The sequence below is a fragment of the Thauera sp. JM12B12 genome, assembly GCF_039614725.1.
In the GTDB taxonomy this organism is placed as follows: Bacteria; Pseudomonadota; Gammaproteobacteria; order Burkholderiales; family Rhodocyclaceae; genus Thauera.
This window is the reverse complement of the sequence record NZ_CP154859.1, coordinates 1829431-1853688: the sequence shown is the minus strand read 5'-3', so window position 1 is coordinate 1853688 and position 24258 is coordinate 1829431. Positions and strand designations below refer to the sequence as shown.

General features: G+C 65.1%; 25 protein-coding genes. 5 read left to right on the top strand and 20 right to left on the bottom strand.

Annotated elements, in window-relative coordinates; all coding sequences use genetic code 11:
• Positions 1 to 65: 65 nt before the first annotated feature.
• From AAG895_RS08315 to AAG895_RS08230, 18 genes are all read right to left on the bottom strand, one after another.
• Positions 66 to 1247: an acetyl-CoA C-acyltransferase family protein gene (locus AAG895_RS08315; protein WP_345795027.1), complete on the bottom strand. Its 1182-nt coding sequence runs from the start codon at positions 1245 to 1247 to the stop codon at positions 66 to 68.
• Positions 1248 to 1277: 30 nt separating this feature from the next.
• Positions 1278 to 2204, bottom strand: a complete 927-nt coding sequence (locus AAG895_RS08310) for a CobD/CbiB family protein (RefSeq protein ID WP_345795026.1) — start codon at positions 2202 to 2204, stop codon at positions 1278 to 1280.
• Positions 2205 to 2351: 147 nt separating this feature from the next.
• Positions 2352 to 2864 carry a CoA pyrophosphatase gene (locus AAG895_RS08305; protein ID WP_345795025.1) on the bottom strand — a complete coding sequence of 171 codons (513 nt, stop codon included), beginning with the start codon at positions 2862 to 2864 and terminating at the stop codon, positions 2352 to 2354.
• Positions 2865 to 3091: 227 nt separating this feature from the next.
• The gene (locus AAG895_RS08300; RefSeq protein ID WP_345795024.1) at positions 3092 to 6556 is read right to left on the bottom strand and encodes a PilC/PilY family type IV pilus protein; all 3465 of its coding nucleotides are present in this window, start codon (positions 6554 to 6556) and stop codon (positions 3092 to 3094) included.
• A gap of 14 nt (positions 6557 to 6570) precedes the next feature.
• Complete coding sequence (locus tag AAG895_RS08295; RefSeq protein WP_345795023.1) at positions 6571 to 7236, bottom strand: hypothetical protein; 666 nt, start codon at positions 7234 to 7236, stop codon at positions 6571 to 6573.
• Complete coding sequence (locus AAG895_RS08290) at positions 7233 to 8324, bottom strand: PilW family protein (RefSeq protein ID WP_345795022.1); 1092 nt, start codon at positions 8322 to 8324, stop codon at positions 7233 to 7235. The genes AAG895_RS08295 and AAG895_RS08290 overlap by 4 nt, the downstream gene beginning before the upstream one ends.
• A complete protein-coding gene (gene pilV / locus AAG895_RS08285; protein ID WP_345795021.1) occupies positions 8317 to 8700 on the bottom strand; it encodes a type IV pilus modification protein PilV in 384 nt (127 codons plus the stop codon). Before pilV ends, AAG895_RS08290 begins: the two co-directional genes overlap by 8 nt.
• Positions 8700 to 9191: a GspH/FimT family protein gene (locus AAG895_RS08280; protein WP_345795020.1), complete on the bottom strand. Its 492-nt coding sequence runs from the start codon at positions 9189 to 9191 to the stop codon at positions 8700 to 8702. Before AAG895_RS08280 ends, pilV begins: the two co-directional genes overlap by 1 nt.
• Before the next feature lie 94 nt (positions 9192 to 9285).
• Positions 9286 to 9690, bottom strand: coding sequence for a type IV pilin protein (locus tag AAG895_RS08275; RefSeq protein WP_345795019.1), 405 nt, complete (start codon positions 9688 to 9690; stop codon positions 9286 to 9288).
• A gap of 141 nt (positions 9691 to 9831) precedes the next feature.
• Positions 9832 to 10491, bottom strand: a complete 660-nt coding sequence (locus tag AAG895_RS08270; protein WP_345795018.1) for a TIGR02281 family clan AA aspartic protease — start codon at positions 10489 to 10491, stop codon at positions 9832 to 9834.
• Between the two features lie 120 nt (positions 10492 to 10611).
• Positions 10612 to 11472 (bottom strand): lytic transglycosylase domain-containing protein, encoded by an 861-nt coding sequence (locus AAG895_RS08265; protein ID WP_345795017.1) that lies wholly within the window; start codon positions 11470 to 11472, stop codon positions 10612 to 10614.
• On the bottom strand, positions 11472 to 11666 hold the full coding sequence (locus AAG895_RS08260; RefSeq protein WP_345795016.1) for a YjfB family protein: 195 nt from the start codon (positions 11664 to 11666) through the stop codon (positions 11472 to 11474). Before AAG895_RS08260 ends, AAG895_RS08265 begins: the two co-directional genes overlap by 1 nt.
• Before the next feature lie 181 nt (positions 11667 to 11847).
• Positions 11848 to 12333: a YajQ family cyclic di-GMP-binding protein gene (locus tag AAG895_RS08255; RefSeq protein ID WP_345795015.1), complete on the bottom strand. Its 486-nt coding sequence runs from the start codon at positions 12331 to 12333 to the stop codon at positions 11848 to 11850.
• Between the two features lie 18 nt (positions 12334 to 12351).
• Positions 12352 to 12675 (bottom strand): pyrimidine/purine nucleoside phosphorylase, encoded by a 324-nt coding sequence (locus AAG895_RS08250; protein ID WP_345795014.1) that lies wholly within the window; start codon positions 12673 to 12675, stop codon positions 12352 to 12354.
• Positions 12676 to 12689: 14 nt separating this feature from the next.
• Entirely contained in the window at positions 12690 to 12920 is a 231-nt protein-coding gene (locus AAG895_RS08245; protein WP_345795013.1) for a DUF2788 domain-containing protein, read from the bottom strand.
• A gap of 127 nt (positions 12921 to 13047) precedes the next feature.
• Positions 13048 to 14277, bottom strand: coding sequence for an argininosuccinate synthase (locus AAG895_RS08240; RefSeq protein WP_345795012.1), 1230 nt, complete (start codon positions 14275 to 14277; stop codon positions 13048 to 13050).
• 171 nt (positions 14278 to 14448) lie between these two features.
• Positions 14449 to 15375, bottom strand: coding sequence for an ornithine carbamoyltransferase (argF, locus tag AAG895_RS08235; RefSeq protein ID WP_345795011.1), 927 nt, complete (start codon positions 15373 to 15375; stop codon positions 14449 to 14451).
• Positions 15376 to 15384: 9 nt separating this feature from the next.
• Positions 15385 to 16560 carry an aspartate aminotransferase family protein gene (locus AAG895_RS08230; protein WP_345795010.1) on the bottom strand — a complete coding sequence of 392 codons (1176 nt, stop codon included), beginning with the start codon at positions 16558 to 16560 and terminating at the stop codon, positions 15385 to 15387.
• 235 nt (positions 16561 to 16795) lie between these two features.
• Here AAG895_RS08230 and AAG895_RS08225 point away from each other — a divergent pair, with 235 nt between their 5' ends.
• Positions 16796 to 17086 carry a DUF3579 domain-containing protein gene (locus AAG895_RS08225; RefSeq protein WP_345795009.1) on the top strand — a complete coding sequence of 97 codons (291 nt, stop codon included), beginning with the start codon at positions 16796 to 16798 and terminating at the stop codon, positions 17084 to 17086.
• A 214-nt stretch (positions 17087 to 17300) separates the two neighbouring features.
• Here the strand turns inward: AAG895_RS08225 and rpsT are convergent, their stop codons facing one another.
• Positions 17301 to 17567, bottom strand: a complete 267-nt coding sequence (rpsT, locus tag AAG895_RS08220) for a 30S ribosomal protein S20 (protein WP_345795008.1) — start codon at positions 17565 to 17567, stop codon at positions 17301 to 17303.
• A gap of 146 nt (positions 17568 to 17713) precedes the next feature.
• Between rpsT and murJ the strand changes: the two genes are divergently transcribed.
• The gene (gene murJ, locus AAG895_RS08215) at positions 17714 to 19252 is read left to right on the top strand and encodes a murein biosynthesis integral membrane protein MurJ (RefSeq protein WP_345795007.1); all 1539 of its coding nucleotides are present in this window, start codon (positions 17714 to 17716) and stop codon (positions 19250 to 19252) included.
• A gap of 78 nt (positions 19253 to 19330) precedes the next feature.
• On the opposite strand, the gene AAG895_RS08210 is transcribed toward murJ, so the two are convergent.
• The gene (locus tag AAG895_RS08210; protein ID WP_345795006.1) at positions 19331 to 20257 is read right to left on the bottom strand and encodes a LysR family transcriptional regulator; all 927 of its coding nucleotides are present in this window, start codon (positions 20255 to 20257) and stop codon (positions 19331 to 19333) included.
• Positions 20258 to 20359: 102 nt separating this feature from the next.
• Here AAG895_RS08210 and AAG895_RS08205 point away from each other — a divergent pair, with 102 nt between their 5' ends.
• The 3 genes from AAG895_RS08205 (at position 20360) to AAG895_RS08195 (ending at position 24196) form a co-directional block, all read left to right on the top strand.
• Positions 20360 to 21136: a ferredoxin--NADP reductase gene (locus tag AAG895_RS08205; RefSeq protein ID WP_345795005.1), complete on the top strand. Its 777-nt coding sequence runs from the start codon at positions 20360 to 20362 to the stop codon at positions 21134 to 21136.
• Positions 21137 to 21302: 166 nt separating this feature from the next.
• Positions 21303 to 23717, top strand: a complete 2415-nt coding sequence (locus AAG895_RS08200; protein WP_345795004.1) for an EAL domain-containing protein — start codon at positions 21303 to 21305, stop codon at positions 23715 to 23717.
• Entirely contained in the window at positions 23714 to 24196 is a 483-nt protein-coding gene (locus AAG895_RS08195; protein WP_345795003.1) for a glutathione peroxidase, read from the top strand. Before AAG895_RS08200 ends, AAG895_RS08195 begins: the two co-directional genes overlap by 4 nt.
• The last annotated feature ends 62 nt before the right edge of the window (positions 24197 to 24258 follow it).

Genomic DNA, 24258 nt, shown 5'->3' with positions numbered 1-24258 from the left:
ACCTCCAAAAAAAAACCCGCGCCAGCCTTACGGCTGCGCGGGTTTTCATTAAGCGAGGTCTGCGCTTACACGCGTTCCCACACCGTGGTGATGCCCTGGCCGCCGCCGATACACATGGTGGCGATGCCGTAGCGGCCATTCACGCGGATCAGCTCATGCAGCAGCTTGGTGATGATCACCGAGCCGGTCGCGCCCACCGGGTGGCCCAGGGAGATGGCGCCGCCGTTCGGGTTGACCTTGGCCGTGTCGAGCTCGAGGCCACGGTTCACCGCGATCGACTGCGCGGCGAAGGCTTCGTTGGACTCGATCACGTCGATCTGGTCCAGCTTCAGGCCAGCGCGCTGCAGCGCGAGCTTGGTGGCCGGGATCGGGCCTTCGCCCATGATCTCGTTCGGCACACCGGCGATGGCGTACGACACCAGGCGGGCGATCGGCTTCTGGCCGGCGGCAGCAGCCTTGGCAGCGTCGGCCATGACCAGGAAGGCGGCGGCGTCGTTGATGCCCGAGGCGTTGCCGGCGGTGACCGAGCCGTCCTTCTTGAAGGCCGGCTTCATCTTGCCGAGCGCTTCCATGGTGGTCATGCGCGGATGCTCGTCGGTGTCGAACACCACGGTGCCCTTGCGGGTCTCGAAGGTGATCGGAACGATCTGGCTCTTGAAGCGGCCATCGGCGATCGCCGCAGCGGCGCGCTTCTGCGACTCGAGCGCGAAGGCGTCCTGCTCCTCACGCGAGATGCCCCACTTGGTGCACAGGTTCTCGGCGGTGATGCCCATGTGGCCGACGCCGAACGGGTCGGTCAGCACCGCGACCATAGCGTCGATCGCCTTGGTGTCGCCCATGCGGGCACCGCTGCGCAGCGCGGGCAGCAGGTAGGCACCACGCGACATCACTTCGACACCGCCGCCGATGGCGTAGTCGGCGTCGCCGAGCATGATGGCCTGGGCCGCGTTGACGACGGCCTGCTGGGCCGAACCGCACAGGCGGTTCACCGCGAACGCCACCGAGTCGGTCGACATGCCGGCATTGACCGTCGCCACGCGCGCCACGTATGCATAGCGGGAGTCGGTCGGAATGCAGTTGCCGACAGCCGCGAACTGCACGGCCTTGGGATCGACGCCGGCGCGCGCGAACGCTTCCTTCGCCACAACCGCGCCCAGTTCCGACGGCTCCATGTCCTTCAGCGAGCCGCCGAAGCCACCCACGGCAGAACGAACAGCACTCAGAACCACGACTTCACGATTTGCCATAACCCACTCCCTCGTTGAAATATAAACGTGTTACCTGCCCACCCAGCCCGCGGCCGCGAGCAGGACAAGCAGGAACAGACACACCAGGAAGGCCCGCCAAATAAGGCCCACCGTGCTCTGCATGTGATCGACGCCGGCCTCGTCGCCCAGTCCCATCTCGGGCCGATCGACGATGCTGCCGGATTCATGAACCGGCATCCCGAGCCTTACGCCCATCGCGCCGCCGCCACTTGCAATCAGTATAGCCGACGACCTCTCGGGCCACAGCACCGCCTGCGACCGCCAGCAATAAACCGCATCCTCGAAGTTGCCCACCACCGAGAACACCGTCGCGGTGATGCGGGTCGGCAACCACTCGATCGCCTCGAAGGCACGCCGCGCAAAGCGCCCGAACGCCGCACCCTCGGCGTCATGGCGTCCGCCCCAGACCTCGGCCAGCTGGCGGGCGAGGCGGTACATCAGCGCGCCGCTCGGCCCGGGCAGGACGACGAACCAGAACACCACGCCGAAGATCGTCCGATGCGAGGACACCAGCGCCCGCTCGATCGCCAGCCGCGCCACCTCGCCCGCCTGTGCCTCGGAATGATCTGCGCCCCGCCACGCTCCCAGCAACTGGCGCGCACGATCGAGCTCGCCCATCCGCAAGGCAAGATGGATCTCGGTGAAGGCCCGGCTGTCCTGCCGGAAGCCCATGCACAGGTAGAGCACCGCGACGTTGAACAGGAAGGCGAGCGCCGGATGCATCTCCCACAAGAGCCAGAAGCCGAACGCTGCCGCGACCGTCGCCGGCACCACCACCAGCAGCCAGGCAAAACGCCCGCTCGCGGCCGTTCCGTCGTTGAAGCGCCGCGCTCCGCTCTCTGCGACCCTGCGCAGCGTCGATGCAAAGAAGCCCGTCGATGGCAAGGACCTGAACTGCTCCAGCAGGAGGGCAAGGATCAGCGAGAAAAGGGTCATGCAGAAAACGTTGAAAAGCGTCTGCAACCGGGTCGTCCCAGCCGCATTGAATTGCGGCCAAGATACCACAAAGCCCGCCCGCGGAAGCCGCAGCGCCGTACCCGGACAAGCGCGCGAACCTGAGCCGGAAATGCGCGTACCCGCACGCTATTCGTCACGCAGAAGCCGATAAAGCGACATGATGATGCCGGCCGTCGCACCCCAGATGAAGTAGTCGTGGTACGGCATGGCATGAAAGCGGCGGACGCGCCCCTCATGCACGATGCTGTGCTCCTGGTGGTTCGCCGGGTCGAGGAAATGCGACAGCGGCACCTCGAAGGCCTCGGCCACCTCGAAAGCATCGAGCGTGAGCTCGAAGGGCGGCGTCACCAGCCCCACCACCGGCGTGACGCGAAAGCCGGTGCCGGTGAGGTAGTCGGGCAGCGCGCCAAGGAGTTCGACATGGCGGCGGTGCAGGCCGATCTCTTCCTCGGTCTCGCGCAGGGCGGTGTCGATCGACGAGGCATCGCCCTGCTCCACCCGCCCGCCGGGGAAACTGATCTGGCCGGGGTGGTGGTGGAGGTGGTCGGTGCGCTTGGTGAGGAGCACGTGAGGATGATCGGTGCGAACCACGAGTGGCACCAGCACCGCCGCTTCGACATAGCCCTTGCCCACCGCCATGTCGGAAAAATCTCCTCCGCTCGGGCGCGCGTGCGCGTCGCGCAGGCGCGTGCGAAGGACGTCCTCGTCCACATTGAATGACCCAGCCACCTTAGACCCCGTGATCACGCTCTCCGGATATCAACACTTGCAGGATCGAACTGCAAGCGGAGCAGCGAATGAAAATCGGGGCTGCGCACCGCACAGCCCCGATTTTCCGACCCTACGCACTCTCGTGCGCCCGCGGCTCACTGCACGAACACCTCCCTCCACAGCATCCGCCGCATGGCGCCCGAACCGGAATATTCCGGAACCGCGACCGGAATATGCTTGTTGTCGGAGGTCGTAACGATCGCGACCGACTTCCCATTGACCCTGATGACGCTCATGCCCACCCCGATTGCATTGGCAAGGCGATAGCCCACTACCCCGCCCTCGACGGTCGTCACGTAACTGCCAGTCCGATAATCGAAGAAGTAGATGTAGCTGTAGCCGCCGACGTTGCAGGCATCTGCCTCTGGCACATTGGTCACGACGGCCAGGACGCCACGATCAAGCACCATGTCCGTCGTGATCCGCTCACCCTTGACGACATCGAAGTCGACGAACCAGCCGGACGCATCCGCCCACGATACCTTCTCCGAGGTGACCAACCTGTTCACGCCACTGGCCGACAGGACCTGTTGCACAGCGCCCGCGTGATCCCGGAACGCCCCCCAGTCCGTGACAAGATCGTCCTTCACTGCGTAAAGCGACTGCACCGTCATCTCGGTCAGGTCGTTCAGGCCAAGGTAACGACCCGTGCCAACGAAAACCACGCGGTACATCGTACCTCCCACCTTGACCTGAGCCAGCTCGGGCTTCGTGGTGATGGACTGCGACGTTCCACCTGGTCCGGTAAGCAGCGCAAGACGGTCGGCGTCCTTCGCCTCGAGATCGACACGCCAGAGATTCCCTGAGAGGTCTCCGCCATACACATACCTCGTGCTGTTGTCGTAGGTGGCGTTGTCGAGCCAATTGCTGAGCTTGGAAATTCCACTGAGGGCCGGATTGCTCTCCGAATTCGTCACGATCTCGGCAAGCTTCGTCCCTGCTGCCGCGTCAAGCATGAAAACACGCCCTTGACCATCGCCTTCAGTGTTGTTGTAGCCCGAAGCGAAAACGACCACCCATTTCCCGGAGACCTTCGTGACAATCGGATTCCCGAACGAGTAACCGAGATCGGCATCGTCCTTCGCCGTGAACTCCCAGAGCAACTTGGGCGCTGTCGTGTCAGTGATATCGAGCGCAAAGTAACCTTTTCCGCCCTTGCCCAAGCCGGCAACGAGAATGGTCTTCCATCCATTGCCGTTGTCCTTGCAGGGCTCTACGGCGCAGATGTCTGCGACGGCGATCGGCCCATCGACGTAGTAGCGGTGGTTGTCGCCATACTTGCTGTCCGCAAGCTTGTACAAGTAGGGCATCACCGGTGTCGGCACGAAAGCCCACAGCTCGGCACCCGTGTCCGCATTGAATGCATGCAGCATGCCGTCGTTCGCACCGACGATCACGGCCCCCTGACGCGTCGCCATGCTCTCGGCGAACTTGGCATAGCCAGTGTCGGTATAGGCGAACGGCGCCTTCTTCACATAGACCGGTTGCGAGCTGACGATATCGCCCAGCTTGGCCTCTCGATCGCGCAGCAGGCGGTTCACATTGCCCGCCTGGTCCTCCATAGAATCGTCGCCACGCACGTAGTTGATCACGTGATCCTGGCTCACGGTCGTCGAGAAACCGGCCGTGGCACATTGCGTCAGATCGCCCAGCGCGCCACCGCCACAGGGGCTGAACAGGCCAGCCGTCTTCGCGGCACTCAGGTTCGTGGGCACGAACTCTGCAAGCGCCGCGCCGCTGTTGAAGTAGATCTTGCGCGTCGACGCGAGGGTGGCATCCAGTTTTTCCCGCGCCGACCAGATCCGCTGGTCCTCGGATGACAGAGCGCCCGTCGTGAGATTGATCTCGCGCGCCTGGACGTCACCATCCCACTTCACCGTTCGATAGCTGGCGACGTAGGCAAAGTTGTCGCCTGCCACCGGCTCGAGGTTGCTGGTCGCCGAGGCCGCGCCCGAACCGGTCATCGCGCTCACCCCGGACAAGGCCTTGGAAATGCCCTGGGCGAGCGACTGCGGCGTCTTGGCGCTGTAATAGGTGCCGCGACCATTCACCGCTGCGTGCCAGAGGTCGTCGATGCGATGCAGATCCTCGCTGTCGGTCGGATCGGGCCAGCTCAAGGAGCCGTCGAGTATCTTGTTGAAGTCGGCAGAGCCCCCCTCGAGATAGTCCTCGGTGTACTTGAGCGATCCATCGACGCCGAGTCCAAGCGTGAAGGTGGTCATGTGCTGGCGGTTGTTATTGTCCCGCCCCGATCCTGGCACGTTGTTCTCGCACACATCGGTGCCCAAGGCACCCGTGCAGTTTCCGAGCGCGTCCGTGCGCAGGTCGTTGTCGTAGTAATACTGCGCCGTATCGGCCAGCGTGTCCGCCTTGGCCAATCCGTCCTTCATCGGCGTAGGCACCCCTGCAGCGCCATCGAGGTCTCCCACGCCTGCAGTTCCCCCAATATCCACCGGGCCCGCTCCGTTCCAATAGCCGTCAGTGGAAAGGATCAGGAAGTTCTGCTGACACGAATACTGTATCGGGTCGTCCGCTCCGGTAAGCAATTTCCCCGCATACATGCGCCCGATCTTGGACATTGCCTGCCGCAACGGCGTCCCGCCCGACGGCGTGGCTCCGTATAGCTTCGTGTAGAACGAGGCCCGTTGCTCGCAAGCGTCGACGCCCTCGCCGGCAACACAGTAATCCCCTATCCTCAGGAACTCGGCATTCGCGCTGTCGACGCCGTCATAGCTGTGGGTCGAGTAACCGACGCGAAACTTGTCCGGATTCGGGAGATTGCGGAATGCCAGGCCTGCCGCTGCCTTCATCGCGTAGATGCGGATGCGGTAGTAGCTGTACCAGTTGGCGAAGTTCTGCGCTTCTGAATCGTTCGCGCTCAGGGTCACCTTCTTGAATGCAGCATTCGCCACCGTCGAGCCGATCTTGCTTACGCATTCCCCGTAGAAAGTCCGATTACCGCCACTTCCCGTCTTCGTGTCCACACCACCTGATGCGGTATAGACATAGCTGAGCGGAACGGTATTCTTGGTCCCGACATAGGTGTAGTAATAGGCAGCCTGGGCGAGGTCGCTACCGCGGCCGTTACTAGTAGTATTGTCGTAGGCGGTGAATGCGGTCGCCAGATCGACGGTAGCCGACGCAGAGTCATAGCCATTGACCCAGGCCGCGCTGAAGCTGGCGTTCGGAAAAGATGTTCCGTCCGCCCGTACAGGGGGAACGTACTTCGTCTTTGGGTCATAGTAGATCGCGTTGCAATGCGACGTCACATAACCCACCGCCAGGTTTTCCTGCTCACTGGCCGCAAAACTTCGAACGTGATCAGGCAGATGCGTCCACCCCATCGACCCGGAGTCGTCGAGCACGAACATCACGTTCGGCTTGATCTCGGCGCTGGTCGAACTCGCCATCGGCGAGTCGGCGATGGAGACGTCTGCGGCATTGCCTCCCAGCGACCAGGCGCCGAGCCCACACGCCAACGCATACACCGCAAGTTGCCCGAACCTTGCCGACGTGTGAGCAGGGCCGACACCTTGAGCGAGAAGTTTCCTGCTAGTCATTTTGCTTACCCCGATCAATTCAGAAGCACCGCCTGAACAATGCTTACGGTGTTACGCGGCCCTTCGACACGCGTCGTGACCCGATAGAAATAGCGTGTCGGCCCCGACGACACCTTCTTTGCATAGCCGCCGCCCGCCATCGACAAGCCGGCCTCGGCGGTCGCCGTTGAGGTGCTGTAGTTCTCGCAGGCGATGCCCGTCGGATCCCCCTCCTGATTGCAGAGGCGATTGATCACGTAGAAGGCGCGATACCCCGCCGGCAGCTCCGCCTGTGGAACCGCGGCGCCTTTCATGTTGCATTTTCCGTTGTTGGGGTTCTCGCCACCCCAATCCACGTTGTCGGTCAGATCGGCCGGGGTTACGTTTCCGGTGAGATCGCAGCCACTCATCCAGGTGGCGTAGTAGCCGTTCGCTTCGCTCTTCTGGTAAAGCTGCTTCACGTCGGCATCGACCTTCGCCTTGACCCATGCCAAGGCCGCTTCGGTGCCCCCATCTCCGGCCTGGGTCGAGGCTTGCCGAAAAGCGAGATTGCCCGCAATGACCGTACCGGTATCGACCGAGCGCACAAGCGCCACGGCTGAAAGCGAGATGATCACCAAGGCAATCAGCACGGTGAACAGGACGATTCCGTCCTCTCTCATCCCCTTGCCCGGCATGCGACTGGCAGATTTGATGATCATGATGCGGACCAGATTACGTTGCGTAACGGAATGATGGTTTCGAAGACCTTGTAGCGATAATGCCTACCGTCGTCGTTGGGGCTGTAGCTCGGACCACCGTCCCACAACTCGACGGCAGCGCCAGTGACAGTCTCCTTCTCATACTGCGGACTGCGCGCGACGACCGCCAGCCGCACCGCGCGGATACGCGGAACCAGCGCTGGATCCACCAGCGGTGACGCCCAGACGCCGGTGGCGGGCACCCAGGCCGAGATCTTGTTGCTGCCCGCGTCGGCGACACCATAGACCGCCTGCATGTCCACGATCTCGGACACCAATGCGGCTGGCGGAGCCGCGCCCATCGGGTCGAGCTCGATCAACTGATCGTTCTGGATGCGGTACTCGCGGTGCCGATATGCCCCCATATTGATGACGATGTCGCCAATCTCGTAGCTGGGCGTGTTCGCCGCGCCATATGCATTCACCGGATTCGGCGGGTTGTACGGGCCATCAGCGCCTGGGTTGTGTTGAAGATTGAAACCGTTGCCCGTCGCCTGCGCGTCCTGTGTCATCTGCATCAGCGTGCAGCGCTTGTCTCCAGTCTTGGAGGCCATGATGAAGAGATCGCCCTTCTCGAGGCCCCCGGTGGTCCCGGTGGTGACGATCGAGGAAGGCGTGGGCATGTCCTTCACGACGGACGTTGGAATGGCACCGAACTCCGCATCGCTGCGCATCAGCTCGATCCGATCGGGTTGGCCGTCGCCGCCATCGGTGATCTGGATCGGCACGAATGCACCGCCGATCGTGACCTTCGGGGGATCGCCGTCGCCGGCGTCGTAGTAGCTGTTGATGCCGTTCATGCACAACATGCCCTCAGGCCCGGCCACCCCATAGCCGGCCATGCGGATCTCGCGATCGAGCAGGTAGAGCGCCAGCGCACCATTGGTCTGGGCATCGTTGCCGCCAGTGCTGGTGCGTTTCTGCCCCTCGAAGGACTGCATGACCTGAGTGACCACCAGCAGCGTCACCAGGCCGATGACCATCCCGACCATCAGCTCGACAAGCCCGAGGCCTCGGTTGCTGCGGCAATTGAGATTTAGCTCATTCATTGATGTGGGCCACCATCTGGACGTTGCTCTGTTCGCCCCCCGGAACCTGCCAGGTGATCGTCACCGTCACCCGACTCCCGTTAACCACGACCGTGCGCTTGCCCGCCGGCAAGCCATCTTCAGCAGGCAGGTCGGCGTTGTTCTCCGCAAAGGCCGCCAGACCGTCGGGATCGCCCCACATGCTGCTGATGGTGCGATTGGCGATGAAGCTCGCATCGGCACGCATCTTGGCTTCGGTGGTGCTCCGGATCGCAGCCGCCTGCAGGCCGACGATGCTCAGCACACCGAGCGCCAGAATGAGAACGGACACGAGGACCTCGAGAAGGATCGTTCCGCGTTGTGAGATCGCTTTCACGACAGAAAACCTGATAGACATCAGCATCTCCGGGGATCGCCGTCGGGCAGGTTGGTAGCGGGGTCACACATCCGCACCTCGCCGCCCACCCCGATGGTCACGCGCAGGTCTCGCGACTTCGCGGCCGGAAGAATCGACTCGGGAAGGTCGATCGCGAGCTGGGTCAGGGGCGCGGAGCCGTCGCCGTTGCTCGTGTTCACCCTGCCCATGCCGTTGTAGGTGAGCGTGGTACTGCCGCCCGGCGTCGCGGTCACGATGACGTTTGCCCCGCCCTCAGCCGCCGACTGCTGGACGAAGACAGCGCCTTGCTGCAATTGCACGAGCCAGCCACCGCCGGCGCCCTGCAGGACGAACTCGACATTGGTGTTCCGGCGCACGGCCTCGGCACGCGCCACCTGCAAGCCGTTCTGCAGCGATTCGGTCGCGGTGCGAATACGGGAATTCTGGATCCACTCCATGAACGAAGGCCCCCCGACGCTCAACAGTGCAGCGAGCACCGCGACGACGACCATCAACTCGACGAGGGTGAAGCCCCCGAGCCTCCCACACCCTGTTTCCGCATTCCTTCGAGCGTTCATCATTTCGTCCTTGCAGCTCGCTTGCGGTTCAGCAGCCACCCTTCGAGCGCACCCAACAGGTGTTGCTGGTCACGCCCCAGGAGGTGGCCAAGGTCTCCATGACATTGTTGTGGTTGACCCTGTAGCTGAACCCGGCCATGTTGCCGGTGCCGGTCGCGGTGATCGTGAACGTGGTTGCGGTCACGTCGCTGCAAGCGAGCGTGAAGGCCGTCGTGTTGCCGGGACATGGTCCGCCCACATAGGTCCTGTTGTCCTGAAAGTACTGCTCCAACTGCACCCGGCCATTGGCGAGGGCAGAGGTGGCCTGCGGGATGTTCCCGCTCAGCACGTAATCGCGATATGCCGGCACGGCGATGGCGGCCAGGATCCCCACGATCGCCACCACGATCATCACCTCGATCAAGGTGAAGCCGGACTGCGTTCTGTTCTTCATTGAACTCCCCTGCATTCAAAGCATCTTGGTTTCGATTGAAAACCTACCGCGACCGCGGCCCCGGGACACCCCCCCGGCGACGGACGGAAGCCGCTGAGCGACCATCGGACACGGCCCTGCAAGAACCCGGCACTCGTGGCCTCAGTGGGTCTTTCTCAAGACCAGAAAGCCACCCTCGCGGCGCATGTCCATCCGATTGAGAAAGCTCATTCCCAGGAGCACCACGGGCAAAGCTCCTTCATGAACGGCAGCCTCGACGCCATGCAATACAAGCTGGCCGACCTGGATCTTGTCGAGCCGAACGACCCAGATCTGAACCAGGCCATTCGCCGTCATGCTGGTCGAGGGACGCCCCTTGCGGTAGTCCACCCCGGCACGAACGGCATCCTCCGCACCCATCGACACCAGGCTCGCCCCGGTATCGATGAGGAAACGCATCGATGCACCATTCACGGAACCGAGCACCGAATAGTGGCCTCGCGCATCCGGCGTCAAACGCAATTCCCGTCCTGCAGCGCCGGAGTCGGCCCTCGCGCCGACCTGAATCGGAGCGCCGCCTAGCCTGATCCGACGCTGAACGCCGTCCACCTCGACCACTGCGACATCGCCCTGCAACGCACGGAGCAGGACACCCTCACGGGATCTCTGCCCCACCGCAAGCGTCTGTGGCGAACCGCCGTCTACAAGCAAGACTGCCCTCGACCCGAATACGCCGGCGAGCTCGACATCGGCTGCGAACGTCACCGAGGATGAGAACAAGAGGGCGCAAATAGCTTGGCAAATGAGTCGCGGAAAATTCATTGCAGTATTGGTGCTGAGCTCGTTCGAAATGGCGACGAGTACAAGCTCATTTTGCAGGCGAGTGCCCGGAGCCCTCGCCAAATCGATCACAAGCCGCCGCAATCTGTTATCCGAGGGTGCTTACCTTTCCGCGGGCAAATGCAGCCGGGCCCGGTAGAACGCCAGAATCCGCCGCACATACTCCTCGGTCTCCGCATACGGCGGCACCCCGCCGTAGCGGTCGACCGTCCCCTCCCCCGCGTTGTACGCACCCGCCACCCGCGCGATGTCGCCGTCGTAGCGCGCAATCAGCCACTTGAGGTAAGCCAGGCCGCCGCGGACGTTCTGCTCGGGGTCGAAGGGGTCGCGCACGCCGAAGCGCTCGGCGGTGTCGGGGATCAGCTGCATAAGCCCCATGGCGTTGCGGGGCGAGCGCGCATCGGGGTTGAAGTTGGACTCGGCGCGGACGATCGCCAGCGCCAGGCGGGCGTCGACGTCGAAGCGCGGTGCCAGACGCTGCACCAGGCGCGCATGGGCGCGGTGATTGCGCGGCAGGCCCGCGATGTAGTGCTCGACCACCTCGTGCGGGACGACGGCCCCCGCGTCCGCCGGAGGCGGCGCCACCGAGGTGAACAGGCAGGGCGGCAGATAGGCATCCGTGTCGCCCGGCAGCGGTCGTCGGAGGGTAGACAGCAGGGTCCCTGCACGCGCGTGGCCGCGCTGGGCGGCCAGGGCAAGCAGGACATGACCGGTGTCGTGGCCACGGCGTGCACGCAGTGGCCCGAGGTAGAGCCGGGCGAGCTGGAACTGGGCCTCGAGGCTGCCATGTGCGGCAGCCGTACAGTGAAGCCGCGCGGCCACGAGGTGATTGCCGGCAGCCTGGGCGCGGTGGGCGCGCTCGATCAGGCGTACGAGCTGGGTCGGCTCATCGGTCCAGGCCGGCACCTCCGCATGCAGCGGGAGCGCGGTCGCCAGCAGGGCGGCGAGCACGAAGAGCCGCATCAGGCCCAGGTGTCGATGTAGCCGCCAGCAGTGCCGAGCGCAGGCGCCGGCGGCTGCGGGATGGCCTGCAGCAGCTGCATGGCGCTCTGTTCCTGGATATCCATGGTCTTCTTCAGCACCGATACCGCAGCTTCCTGCTGCACTTCGGCCATGGCATTGGCGGATGCTGCGCTGGCGATTGCGCTGACGTCCATGAGGCTCTCCTTGGGTCGTTGCCGCGCGCTCGCTGCGCGGCTTGATGAGAGGCTTAACGGACGAAGGCGACGGAACTTGAACGTTGCCGCAGCCATGAAAACGCAAAGGCCATGCGATCACATTGATCGACATGGCCTGCAATCACGGCGAAACCGGATGCGGGGAGCAGTTTGCCCCCGCTCAGTCCCTGAAATTCCCGTACTGCAGCGGAAAGTCCGTGATCTGCTTCTTGACCAGCGCGATGGCCTCCTGCAGCACGTCGCGCTTGGCGCCGGAGACGCGCACGGCATCGCCCTGGATGGCGGCCTGGACCTTCATCTTGCTGTCCTTCAACAGCTTGACGATCTTCTTGGCCATTTCCTGCTCGACGCCGACGCGCACCTTCACTTCCTGCTTGACCTTGTTGCCCGAGATCTTCTGCACGTCGCCGTAGTCCAGGCAGCGGACGTCGACGTTTTTCTTGGTCATCTCGGGCAGCAGGATGGTCTTGATCTGGTCAAGCTGGAAGTCGCTGTCGCCGTAGAGGGTGAGCAGCTTCTCGGCGTGCTCGATCTTGGCGCTGGTGCCCTTGAAGTCGTGGCGGCCGTCCACCTTGCGGTTGGCCTGCTCGACCGCGTTACGCAGCGAGGGCTGGTCGACCTCGGACATGATGTCGAAAGACGGCATCGTTCCCCTCCCCCGCGATCAGCCGAAGTGGCAGATGTAGTGGTAGGGCTCGCCCGCGACTTCGATGTCGAAGCTGGAATTGCCCGGCACGTTGAAGGATTCGCCGGCGCCGTAGGTCTTCCAGTCAGCCTCACCCTTGAGGCGCACGCGGCAGCTGCCGGCGACGCCTTCCATGATCTCGGGCGCGCCGGTGTTGAAGGTGAGCGTGGCGGGCAGGATCACGCCGACCGATTTCTTGGTGCCGTCGGCGAACTGGATGCCGTGGCTGACGCACTTGCCGTCGAAGTAGACGTTGGCCTGGGTGGTGACGGCGACGCCGTCGATCTTGGCGGTGATGGCCATGATGTAAGGTTTCCTTATTCGATTCCCAGCAGCTTCTGGATGATGCCCTTGGCGACGAAACCGACGAAGCCCACGCCCAGGCCGAGGAACATCCACATCATGCCGTAGCGGCCGGCCTTGGATTCCTTGCCCAGGTTCCAGATGATGAACATCATGAAGAGGATCAGCCCGGTGAGGCCGAACTTGAGGGCGAGGTCCTCGAACTCGGTGAAGCTGAGCCCGAAGATGAAAGCGTCGTTGTTCATCGCGTTGAATTGGCGGGGTGAGCTTTGCGGCGCGGCGGCAGCAGGCTGGCGGTGCCTTGGGAGCGGGCTTGCCGGCAAACGATGCGGGCGTGGCCGACATTCGCGGGCAAGCCCGCTCCCACGCTGGTCAGCCGCGCTTGGCCTTGGCGTTGGCGGCGATGCGCATGCGCAGCGCGTTAAGGCGGATGAAGCCGTGCGCGTCCTTCTGATTGTAGGCGCCGGCGTCGTCCTCGAAGGTGGCGATCGTCGGGTCGAACAGCGAGTCGGTCTTGGAGTCGCGGCCGGTGACGATGACGTTGCCCTTGTAGAGCTTGAGGCGCACCCAGCCGTTGACGCTCTGCTGGGTGTTGTCGATGAGGGCCTGCAGCGCAAGGCGCTCGGGGCTCCACCAGTAGCCGTTGTAAATGATGCTGGCGTAGCGCGGCATGAGGTCGTCCTTGAGGTGGGCGACTTCGCGGTCGAGCGTGATCGATTCGATGGCGCGGTGCGCCTTGAGCAGGATGGTGCCGCCCGGGGTCTCGTAGCAGCCGCGGCTCTTCATGCCGACGTAGCGGTTTTCCACCAGGTCGAGGCGGCCGATGCCGTGCTTGCCGCCGAGCGCGTTGAGCTTGGCGAGCAGCTCGTGCGGCTTCATGCGCGTGCCGTCGATGGCGACGAGGTCGCCCTTCTCGAACTCCAGGTCGACGTACTCGGCGGCATCGGGCGCGGCTTCCGGCGACACGGTCCAGCGCCACATGGATTCCTCGGCCTCGGCGGCGGGGTTCTCGAGGTGGCGGCCTTCGAAGGAGATGTGCAGCAGGTTTGCGTCCATCGAGTAGGGCGAACCGCCCTGCTTGTGCTTCATCTCGATCGGGATGCCGTGCTTTTCGGCGTAGGCGAGCAGCTTCTCGCGCGACAGCAGGTCCCACTCGCGCCACGGCGCGATGACCTTCACGCCCGGCATCAGCGCGTAGTAGCCGAGCTCGAAGCGCACCTGGTCGTTACCCTTGCCGGTGGCGCCGTGCGAGACGGCGTCGGCGCCGGTGGCGCGCGCGATCTCGATCTGGCGCTTGGCGATCAGCGGGCGGGCGATCGAGGTGCCGAGCAGGTACTCGCCCTCGTAGATCGTGTTGGCGCGGAACATCGGAAAGACGAAGTCGCGCACGAACTCCTCGCGCAGGTCGTCGATGAAGATGTTCTCGGGCTTGATGCCGAACTTCAGCGCCTTGGTGCGCGCGGGCTCGAGCTCTTCGCCCTGGCCGAGGTCGGCGGTGAAGGTGACCACTTCGCACTGGTAGGTGTCCTGCAGCCACTTCAGGATGACCGAAGTGTCCAGCCCGCCGGAGTAGGCGAGCACTACTTTCTTGACGTCGCTCATGCTGTTTTCCTGTTTCCTGCTGTGTTGCCGGCGCGCACGCCCGTGCGTACCGTGGGTGTTCAATGCCGACCTAAGCCTGGGCGGCGATCTCGTGGGAGCGGGCTTGCCCGCGAATGGCGGTGCCGATTCTGTGCAGTCGCGGGCAAGCCCGCTCCCACGGGGTTCTCTTCATCAGTCCTGGATGCGGCCGAGCACCAGGTATTCCATCAAGGCCTTCTGCGCATGGAGGCGGTTCTCGGCCTCGTCCCACACCACCGACTGCGGGCCGTCGATGACCTCGGCGGTCACTTCCTCACCCCGGTGCGCGGGCAGGCAGTGCATGAAGACGGCGTCCTTGTGGGCGACCGACATCATGTCCGCATCCACGCACCAGTCGGCGAAGGCCTTCATGCGGGCCTCGTTCTCGGCCTCGAAGCCCATCGAGGTCCACACGTCGGTGGTGACGAGGTCGGCGCCGCGGCAGGCGTCCATCGGATCGGCGAACTGCTCGAAGTGATTGGTGCCGAACAGGCCGGCGCGCTCGGGCTCGACCTCGTAGCCCGGCGGGGTGGACACGTGCACGTTGAAGTCGAGCACCTCGGCCGCCTGCAGCCAGGTGTTGCACATGTTGTTGCTGTCACCGATCCACGCCACCGTCTTGCCCTGGATCGAGCCGCGATGCTCGATGAAGGTGAGGATGTCGGCGAGGATCTGGCAGGGGTGGTATTCGTTGGTGAGGCCGTTGATGACCGGAACGCGCGAGTTGGCCGCGAAGCGCTCGACGATCTCCTGCTCGAAGGTGCGGATCATCACCAGGTCGCTCATGCGCGAGATCACCTGGCCGGCATCTTCGACCGGCTCGCCGCGACCGAGCTGCGAGTCACGGGTGTTGAGGTAGATCGCCGAGCCGCCGAGCTGATGCACGCCGGCCTCGAAGGACAGACGCGTGCGCGTGCTGGCCTTCTCGAAGATCATCACCAGGGTGCGGTCGAACAGCGGGTGGTAGGGCTCGTAGCGCTTGAACTTGTCCTTGATCCACTTGGCGCGGGCGAAGACGTAGTCGTACTCCTCGCGCGTGAAGTCCTTGAACTGCAGGTAGTGCTTGATCGGCGTCGTCATACGCAGTCCTCAACCGTTCGCGAGGAAGTCGCGGATCATCGGCGCCAGCATCGACACCAGGGTCTGCGCGTCGGCTGCGGTGAACGTGAGCGCAGGCAGCAGGCGCACGACGCGCTCGGAGGTGACCGAGATGAGCAGGCCGTTCTCGGCCGCGCGGCCCATCAGCACGCCGCAGGGGCGGTCGAGCTCGATGCCGATCATGAGCCCGCGGCCGCGGATATCGACCACGCCGGCCACGCCCTCGAGCGCTTCGGCCATGCCCTTGCGGATCGCCGCGCCGATGGCGACGGCGTTGTCCATCAGGCCGTCATCGACGATGGTGTCGAAGGTGGCCAGCGCGGCGGCGCACGCGAGCGGGTTGCCGCCGAAGGTGGAGCCGTGGTTGCCCGGCCCGAACAGACCCTTGGCCTTGCCCGCGGTGACGCAGGCGCCGATCGGCACGCCCGAGGCCAGGCCCTTGGCGAGCGTCATCACGTCGGGCTTGGTGCCGGCGTGCTGCCAGCCGAACCACGTGCCGGTGCGCCCCATGCCGCACTGGACCTCGTCGCAGATCATCAGCCAGCCCTTCTCGTCGCACAGGGTGCGCAGCTCGCGCTGGAAGGCCTCGTCGGCGACGTTGACACCGCCCTCGCCCTGGATCATCTCGAGCATCACGGCGACCACGTTGTGGTTGTGCTCGCCGACCTTGCGGATTGCCTCGATGTCCTTGTAGGGCACGCGGATGAAGCCTTGCACCAGCGGCTCGAACCCGGCCTGCGCCTTGCGGTTGCCGGTGGCCGACAGCGTGGCCATGGTGCGGCCATGAAAGGCGTTCTCCATGACGACGATGTGGGGCACCTCGATGCCCTTGTTGTGGCCGTACATGCGGGCGAGCTTGATCGCCGCCTCGTTGGCCTCGCAGCCCGAGTTGCAGAAGAACACCTCGTCCATGCCCGCGGCTTCGGCGATGCGATCGGAGAGCGTGTCCTGGTGCGGGATGCCGTAGAGGTTGGAGGTGTGCAGCACGCGCGCTGCCTGGTCGGCGATGGCCTTGACCAGGCGCGGATGGTTGTGACCCAGGGTGCTGACCGCGATGCCGGAGAGGGCATCGAGATAGCGCTTGCCAGTCTCGTCGTACAGCCATACGCCTTCGCCGTGGGTGAAAGCCACGGGCAGACGCGCGTAGGTGTTCATGACATGGGACATGGAGTACCTCGAACGGAACGAAGCCAGTAAACGCACACGGCGGCAGGTGCCGCCGTGCAGGAAGAGGCCTGAATGTTAAGCCAAAACCCGGCGCCCTGTACATAAGCGCCGGGCCGCCCGGCCCGCACGGCGCGACCCGGCGCAAGGCCGATTTCTGCTAGAATGCGCGCCGTTTTGAGTCCGGCGGCCGAGAACCGGACCAAGGACATCCCCCGAAGCCGCCAAGGCATCACACATGAACCAGAAGATCGAGAACTTCATCATTGTCGGGGTCACGAGGGAGGGGAAGAAATTCCGTCCGAGCGACTGGGCAGACCGCCTGTGCGGCGTGATGTCCGCCTTCGGCGCCGACCACCGGATGACGTATTCGCCCTACGTGCGCCCGGGATGCACGCTCAAGGGCGACAAGACGGTGCTGGTGGACGCCCGCCTCTACGACGTCGAACCGCTGGCCTACAAATTCATGGTGAACTTCGCCAACGACAACAACCTGCAGATCGAGTGGATGGGCGACGCGCCGCTTTGATCGGGCGCCGACAATCCCACTCGTGGGAGCAACTGCCTGTGGGAGCGGCCTTGACCGCGAATGTCGCAAGGTCAAGCGCCCCTTTCGCGGCCAAGGCCGCTCCCACGGCGGTTCTGCCAGATCTGCGATTCGAGCAACGCGGCAACAAAAAAGCGACCCGCGGGTCGCTTTCTTGTTTTTTCGGCACCGAGGCACCGGCATCTTGCAGCAAGAATCAGGCAGCCATGCCCTTTACGGCAGCCGACAGGCGGCTCTTGTGACGAGCGGCCTTGTTCTTGTGGATGATGTTCTTGTCAGCGATGCTGTCGATCGTGCTCATCGAGGTGCGAAAGACCGACTGAGCCGCCGCCTTGTCGCCACCCACGATGGCCTTGCGCACGGCCTTGATCGCGGTACGCAGGCGGGAACGAAGGCTGGCGTTGTGGGCGCGGGCCTTGGTCGCCTGACGGGCGCGCTTGCGAGCTTGTGCCGAGTTGGCCATAGATATGAATTCCGTATTGGTGGTTCTAGAAAAGTCCGCGATTATAGGGACACGCGTTGCCGAATGCAAGCGAACTCTCAAGCAGCCGGCTATGATGCGCGCTTCGCGTTTTCCGGGCGCCTGACGCGCGCCCTCCTCCGACCGGCATGAACCTCCTGCGCGCCCTCGCCACCGTCAGCGGCATGACGCTGCTGTCCCGCATCCTCGGCTTCGTGCGCGACTTCGTCATCGCGCGCGCCTTCGGGGCCGGCATGGCGACCGATGCCTTCTTCGTCGCCTTCCGCCTGCCCAACCTGCTGCGCCGGATGTTCGCCGAGGGCGCCTTCTCGCAGGCCTTCGTGCCCATCCTCGCCGAATACAAGAACCGCCAGGGCGAGGAGGCCACCCACACCCTGGTCAACCGCGTGGCGACGCTGCTCGGGCTGGTGGTAGCGGTGGTCGCGGCGCTCGGCGCGCTGGCGGCGCCGCTGATCATCTACATATCGGCGCCGGGCTTTTCGGGCGATCCCGGCAAGTTCGAGCTCACCGTCGAGCTCACCCGCATCACCTTCCCCTACATCTTCTTCATGTCGCTGGTCGCGCTTGCCGGCGGCATCCTCAACACCTGGAGCCGGTTCGCGATCCCGGCCTTCACACCGGTGCTGCTCAACCTGGCATTCATCGGCATGGCGCTATTCGCGGTACCGTATTTCGACCCGCCGGTGCTGGCGCTGGCGTGGGCGGTGTTCCTCGGTGGCGTGCTTCAGCTGGCGCTGCAGATACGCCCGCTGTTGAAGATCGGCATGCTGCCGCGCTTCGACCTCGACCTCTCCGACCCCGGGGTGCGCCGCATCATGAAGCTGATGGCGCCCGCGATCCTGGGCGTGTCGGTGAGCCAGATCTCTTTGCTGATCAACACCATATTCGCCTCCTTCCTCGAGAGCGGCAGCGTGTCGTGGCTGTACTACGCCGACCGGCTGATGGAATTCCCAGCCGGTCTGCTGGGCGTGGCGCTGGGGACGATCCTGCTGCCGAGCCTGTCGAAGCTGCACGCCGACGACAAGGCGGACGACTTCTCGTCGCTGCTCGACTGGGGTCTGCGCCTGACCCTGCTGCTGACCCTGCCCGCGGCCCTGGGCCTGGCGCTGCTTGCGGTACCGCTGGTGTCCACGCTATTCAACTATGGCGCGTTTTCGGCGACCGACGTCATGCAGACGCGCAGCGCGCTGGTGGCCTACAGCGTGGGGCTCACCGGGCTGATCCTGGTGAAGGTGCTGGCACCGGGCTTCTACGCCCGCCAGGACATCCGCACGCCGGTGAAGATCGCGATCGTGACGCTGATCGCCACGCAGTTGATGAACCTGGCCTTCATCCTGCCGCTGCGCCATGCGGGCCTCGCGCTGTCGATCGGGCTGGCCTCCTGCCTGAACGCGGCGCTGCTCTATCACGGCCTGCGCAGGCGCAAGGTGTATGTGCCGCAGCAAGGTTGGGCCACGTTCGCGCTGAAGCTGCTGGTGGCGCTTTCCGTGATGGGTGGCGTGCTGTGGTTCGCCAGCGGGCCCGCGACGCTGTGGACCGAGATCGGCGGGCTCGAGCGCGCTGGCCGGCTGGCGGTGGTGGTGGGCGCCGGCGCGCTGGCCTACTTCGCCACCCTGTTCGCACTCGGCTTCCGCCTGCGCGACTTCCGCCGCCGCGGCGCAGCCTGAACGTCCGCTTCGCGGGCAAGCCCGCTCCCACAAGGTCAACCACAGCGACGACCTGAACGCCCGCGAAAGATGCGGCCTTCACGCCACCGGCGGCAGCGGAATCTGGTCGCTGCGCTGCGCGCCGGCGGTAAAGGCGCGACAGTCAGCGAGGAACTGGCGGATCGCCGCGCTGTGATACTTGCCACGATGCCAGACGAAGCTGAAGCGGCGGCGCAGGTCGAGCCCGGGGGTTTCCAGCGCCACCAGGCTGCCGCGGCGAAAGGCGTCGCGCAGCGCCAGCCGGGACAGGCAGCCCAGCCCCAACCCGCTCTCCACCGCCCGCTTGACGGCCTCCGTGTGCTCGAGCTCGAGCCGTGGCACGATACCGCCGGGCCACTGGCGCAGCGCGGCATCGAAGGTGGCGCGCGTGCCCGAGCCGCGCTCGCGCAGGATCCAGGGCTGGTCGGCGATCTCGGCGAAGTCGACGCGGCCGCGCGGGGCAAGCCGGTGTCCCGGAGCGCAGAAGACCACCAGCTCGTCCTCCACCCAGGGCTCGGCCTCGAGCTCGGCATCCACGACCTGCCCCTCGACCAGCCCGAGGTCGATCTCGTGATGACGCAGCATGCCGGCGATGGTCGCCGTGTTGTGCACCTGCAGCCGCACCCGGCTCTCGGGATGGGCCTGCAGGAAGTTCGAGACGATCAGCGGCAGCAGGTAGTTGCCGATCGTGAGCGTGGCGCCCACGCGCAGGCTGCCCAGACCGCGTTCGCCGCGCAGCAGGGCCTCGATCTCCTCGGCACGGTCGAGCAGTTCCACCGCGTGCGGCAGCAACAGGCTGCCCTGTTCATTGAGCCGCAGACGCTTGCCGTTGCGGTCGAATAGCTGCTGGTCGAACTGGTTCTCCAGCTCGGCCAGCGCCGCGCTGGCCGCAGATTGCGAGAGCGCGAGCGCCTCGGCTGCGCGTGAGACGTTCTCGCTGCGGGCGATCTCGACGAAAACCTGCATCTGACGGAGCGTGAATCTCATACTCGCAAAATCGTTAAAGGATAGAAATATTATCCACTATTGCACTAAACGGAGATGCCTAGAATCCGTCCATCCGTCATCCCGCCCCGAAGGTGAGAAATCATGAGCAGCCTCGTCACCGAACGCGTACTCAGCGTCCATCACTGGAACGAATCCCTCTTCAGCTTCCGCACCACCCGCGACCCCGGCCTGCGCTTCGAGAACGGTCAGTTCGTGATGATCGGGCTCGACGTCAACGGCAAGCCGCTCACCCGCGCCTACAGCATCGCCAGCCCCAACTACGAGGAGCACCTGGAGTTCTTCAGCATCAAGGTGCCCGACGGCCCGCTCACCTCGCGCCTGCAGCACCTGCGCCCGGGCGACCCGATCGTGGTGAGCAAGAAGCCTACCGGCACGCTGGTGCTGCATGACCTCAACCCGGGCAGGCACCTCTACCTGCTCGCCACCGGCACCGGGCTGGCGCCTTTCCTGAGCGTGATCCAGGACCCGGAGACCTACGAGCGCTTCGAGAAGGTGGTGCTGGTGCATGGCGTGCGCTTCGTTTCCGAGCTCGCCTATACCGACTTCATCACCCGCGAGCTGCCGCAGAACGAATTCTTCGGCGAGCAGGTGCGCGAGCAGCTCATCTACTACCCGACGGTGACCCGCGAGCCCTTCCGCAACACCGGCCGCATCACCCACGTCATCGAGTCGGGCAGGCTCGCCGCCGACATCGGCCTGCCCCAGCTCGACCCGGCGCACGACCGCGTGATGATCTGCGGCAGCCAGGCGATGAACAAGGATTGCTGCGACCTGCTCGACGCCCGCGGTTTTGCGATGTCGCCGCGCATCGGCGTCGCCGGCGACTACGTGATCGAGCGCGCCTTCGTGGAGAAGTGAGCACGGCCGGCGGCCCGCACGCGCTTGTCCTATCCGGGTTCCTTTGATCTGGATCAAGTGTCTGGCAAGGGCCGTGGATAGCATCGCGGCCCGTGATGAAAGCCGCCCCTTCGCCCCATCGTCTCGCCCGCCCCGCCTCGACCGCCCGGACCGCTGAGCGCGGGTCATGACGCGCGCCGCCGTCACCCAGCTGTTGCGAACTTCCACCAGCATCCGCGTGCTGGTGCTGGTGCTGCTCGTTCTCGGCGGGATCGGCTGGATCTTCATCGAGGCCGGCGCGGTGACCACGCGCGAGCATCTGCGCTATGCACGCGACCTGCGCGAACTGCGCCAGCTCGACGCCGAACTCGACACCGCAGTCATCGCGCGTCGCCTCGAAGCCGCACCCAGCTGGGACGAGGTCGACACGCGCACCGCTCGCCTCCAGAGCCTGATCAGGGCGCTGCGTGCGACCCCCACCTTCCTCGACGGCGCCGAGACGATGCGGATGCTCACGCAGATCGAGCGCTACGTCGAACTCCAGGCGCGCAGGCAGACCCTGATCGACGCCTTGCGCCAGGGGCTGGGACGCGAGCCGACGGCCCCGGGCGACGCCAGCGCTCCGTCGAGCAGCGCAGACCGACTTCATCAACCGCATCTCGACGCGGCGATCCGCGCCTTGCTGGCCCTGCCGACCGCTCGCCAGGGCGAGGTGCTGGTCGACACCTACACAGTGGGCTACGAGGCGGCGACGGCCCGGATGCACGCGCATCGCGTCCTGCTCGTGATCGTGGCGCTCGCCCTCGGGCTCTATCTGTTGCTGACGACGGTTCGGCTGCGCAAGACCACGCTCGCCGTGACCCAGGCGAACATCGAGCTGGACGAAAAAATCACCGCCCTCCAGCGCGCGGAAGGCGACCTGCAGCGCTACGCGACGGTGTTCACCAACTCCAGCGAGGGCATGCTGATCACCGATGCCGGGGGCGTGATCGTCGCCGTCAACCCGGCCTTCACGCGCATCACCGGCTACTGCGCCGAGGACGTCGTCGGCCACTCGCCCGCGATCCTCAACTCGGGCCGCCAGGACGCCGGCTTCTACCGCCAGATGTGGAACGCGATCAACAGCCGCGGCAAGTGGCAGGGCGAGATCTCGAACCGCCGCCGCAACGGCTCGATCTACCCCGAGTGGCTGTCGATCACCGCCGTGCGTGGGATGGACGGACAGCTGCTCAACTACATCGGCATCTTCTCGGACATCACCGAGCGCAAGGAGGCCGAAGCGCGCATCCTGCACCTGGCGCACCACGACCCGCTCACCAACCTGCCCAACCGCGCGCTGCTGCACGACCGTCTCCACCAGGTGGTGCTGCAGGCGCGCCGTGACCGGCGCGGGGCTGCAGTCCTGCTGCTCGACCTCGACCGATTCAAGACCATCAACGACACCCTTGGACACGACAGCGGCGACGGCCTGCTGCTGCAGATCACCGAACGCTGCCGCAGCGTGATCAGCGAGACCGACACGCTCGCACGCCTGAGCGGCGACGAATTCGTGTTCGTGCTGCCCGACGCCGGCAATCCGCAGGACGCGGCCGCGATCGCGCGCAGAATCCTCGATGCCGTCGCCCTGCCCTGCCGGCTCGGCGAGCACCGCATCACCGTCACCGCAAGCATCGGCATCGCGCTCTACGACCAGGACGGCGGCAGCGGATCGATCCTGCTGCGCAATGCCGACGCCGCCATGCACCGTGCCAAGGAGGCCGGCCGCAACGGCTTCGAGTTCTACTCGGCCGAGATGAACACCGCCTCGCTCGGGCAGCTGCTGCTCGAGAACCAGCTGCGCGGCGCCACCGAGCGCGGCGAACTGCTGCTGCACTACCAGCCGAAGGTCTGCGCGCGCAGCGGGCGCCTGCTCGGGCTCGAGGCGCTGCTGCGCTGGCAGCACCCCGAGCTCGGCATGGTCGCGCCCGGGCGCTTCATCCCGCTCGCCGAGGAGACGGGCCTGATCAACGCCATCGGCGAGTGGGTGCTGGACGAGGCCTGCCGCCAGCAGCGCGCATGGCTCGAGGCCGGGCTCGACGTGGTGCCGATCGCGGTAAACCTGTCGGCGCAGCAGCTTGGGCAACAGAACTTCGTATCGCGCGTGGCCAGCGCCATCGACGCCGCCGGGCTCGCGCCCAGCCTGATCGAGCTCGAGCTCACCGAGACCATGCTGATGCGCGACATCGATCGCACCATCCACACCCTGGTCCGCCTGCGCGAGATGGGCGTGCGGCTGTCGATCGACGACTTCGGCACCGGCTACTCGTCGCTGAACTACCTTCGCCAGTTCCCGGTCAATGCGCTCAAGATCGACCGCAGCTTCGTCAGCGGCATCAGCGCCGAAGGCACCGAAGGCAAGATCGCCGCAGCCATCGTCGGCATGGCCCACAGCCTCGGGCTGGAGGCGATCGCCGAAGGGGTGGAGACGGAGGCCCAGCGCAGCTTCCTTACCGCACAAGGCTGCCACCAGCTGCAGGGCTACCTCATCGGCCGCCCGGTGCCGGCTGCGGAGATCGAAACGCGTCTGCCCCCCGCCCGCCCCGCATCCGGAGAACACACATGAGCGCCAGCCTTTACGACATCGAGATCGAACGCCTCGCCGGCGGCAGCACCACGCTCGGCGAATACGCCGGCAAGCTGCTGCTGATCGTCAACACCGCCAGCCAGTGCGGTCTCACCCCACATTACGCCGGCCTCGAGAAGCTGTACCAGACCTACAAGGACCGCGGCGTGGTGGTGCTCGGCTTCCCGTGCAACCAGTTCGGCGCCCAGGAATCGGGCACGGCCGAGGAGATCGGCGCCTTCTGCACGAAGAACTACGGCGTCAGCTTCCCGATGTTCGCCAAGATCGAGGTCAACGGCGACGGCGCCCACCCGCTGTACAAGCATCTGAAACAGCACGCCAAGGGCATCCTTGGCACCGAGGCGATCAAGTGGAACTTCACCAAGTTCCTGGTGAGCCGCGACGGTGAGCGGATCGAACGCTACGCGCCAACGACCACGCCGGAGGAGCTGGTGAAGGATATCGAGGGGATGCTGTAGGGAAGCAGGCCGCGCGCGCAGGCCTGGATGCGCGTGCGTCAACGCGGGGGCTTAAAGCCCCG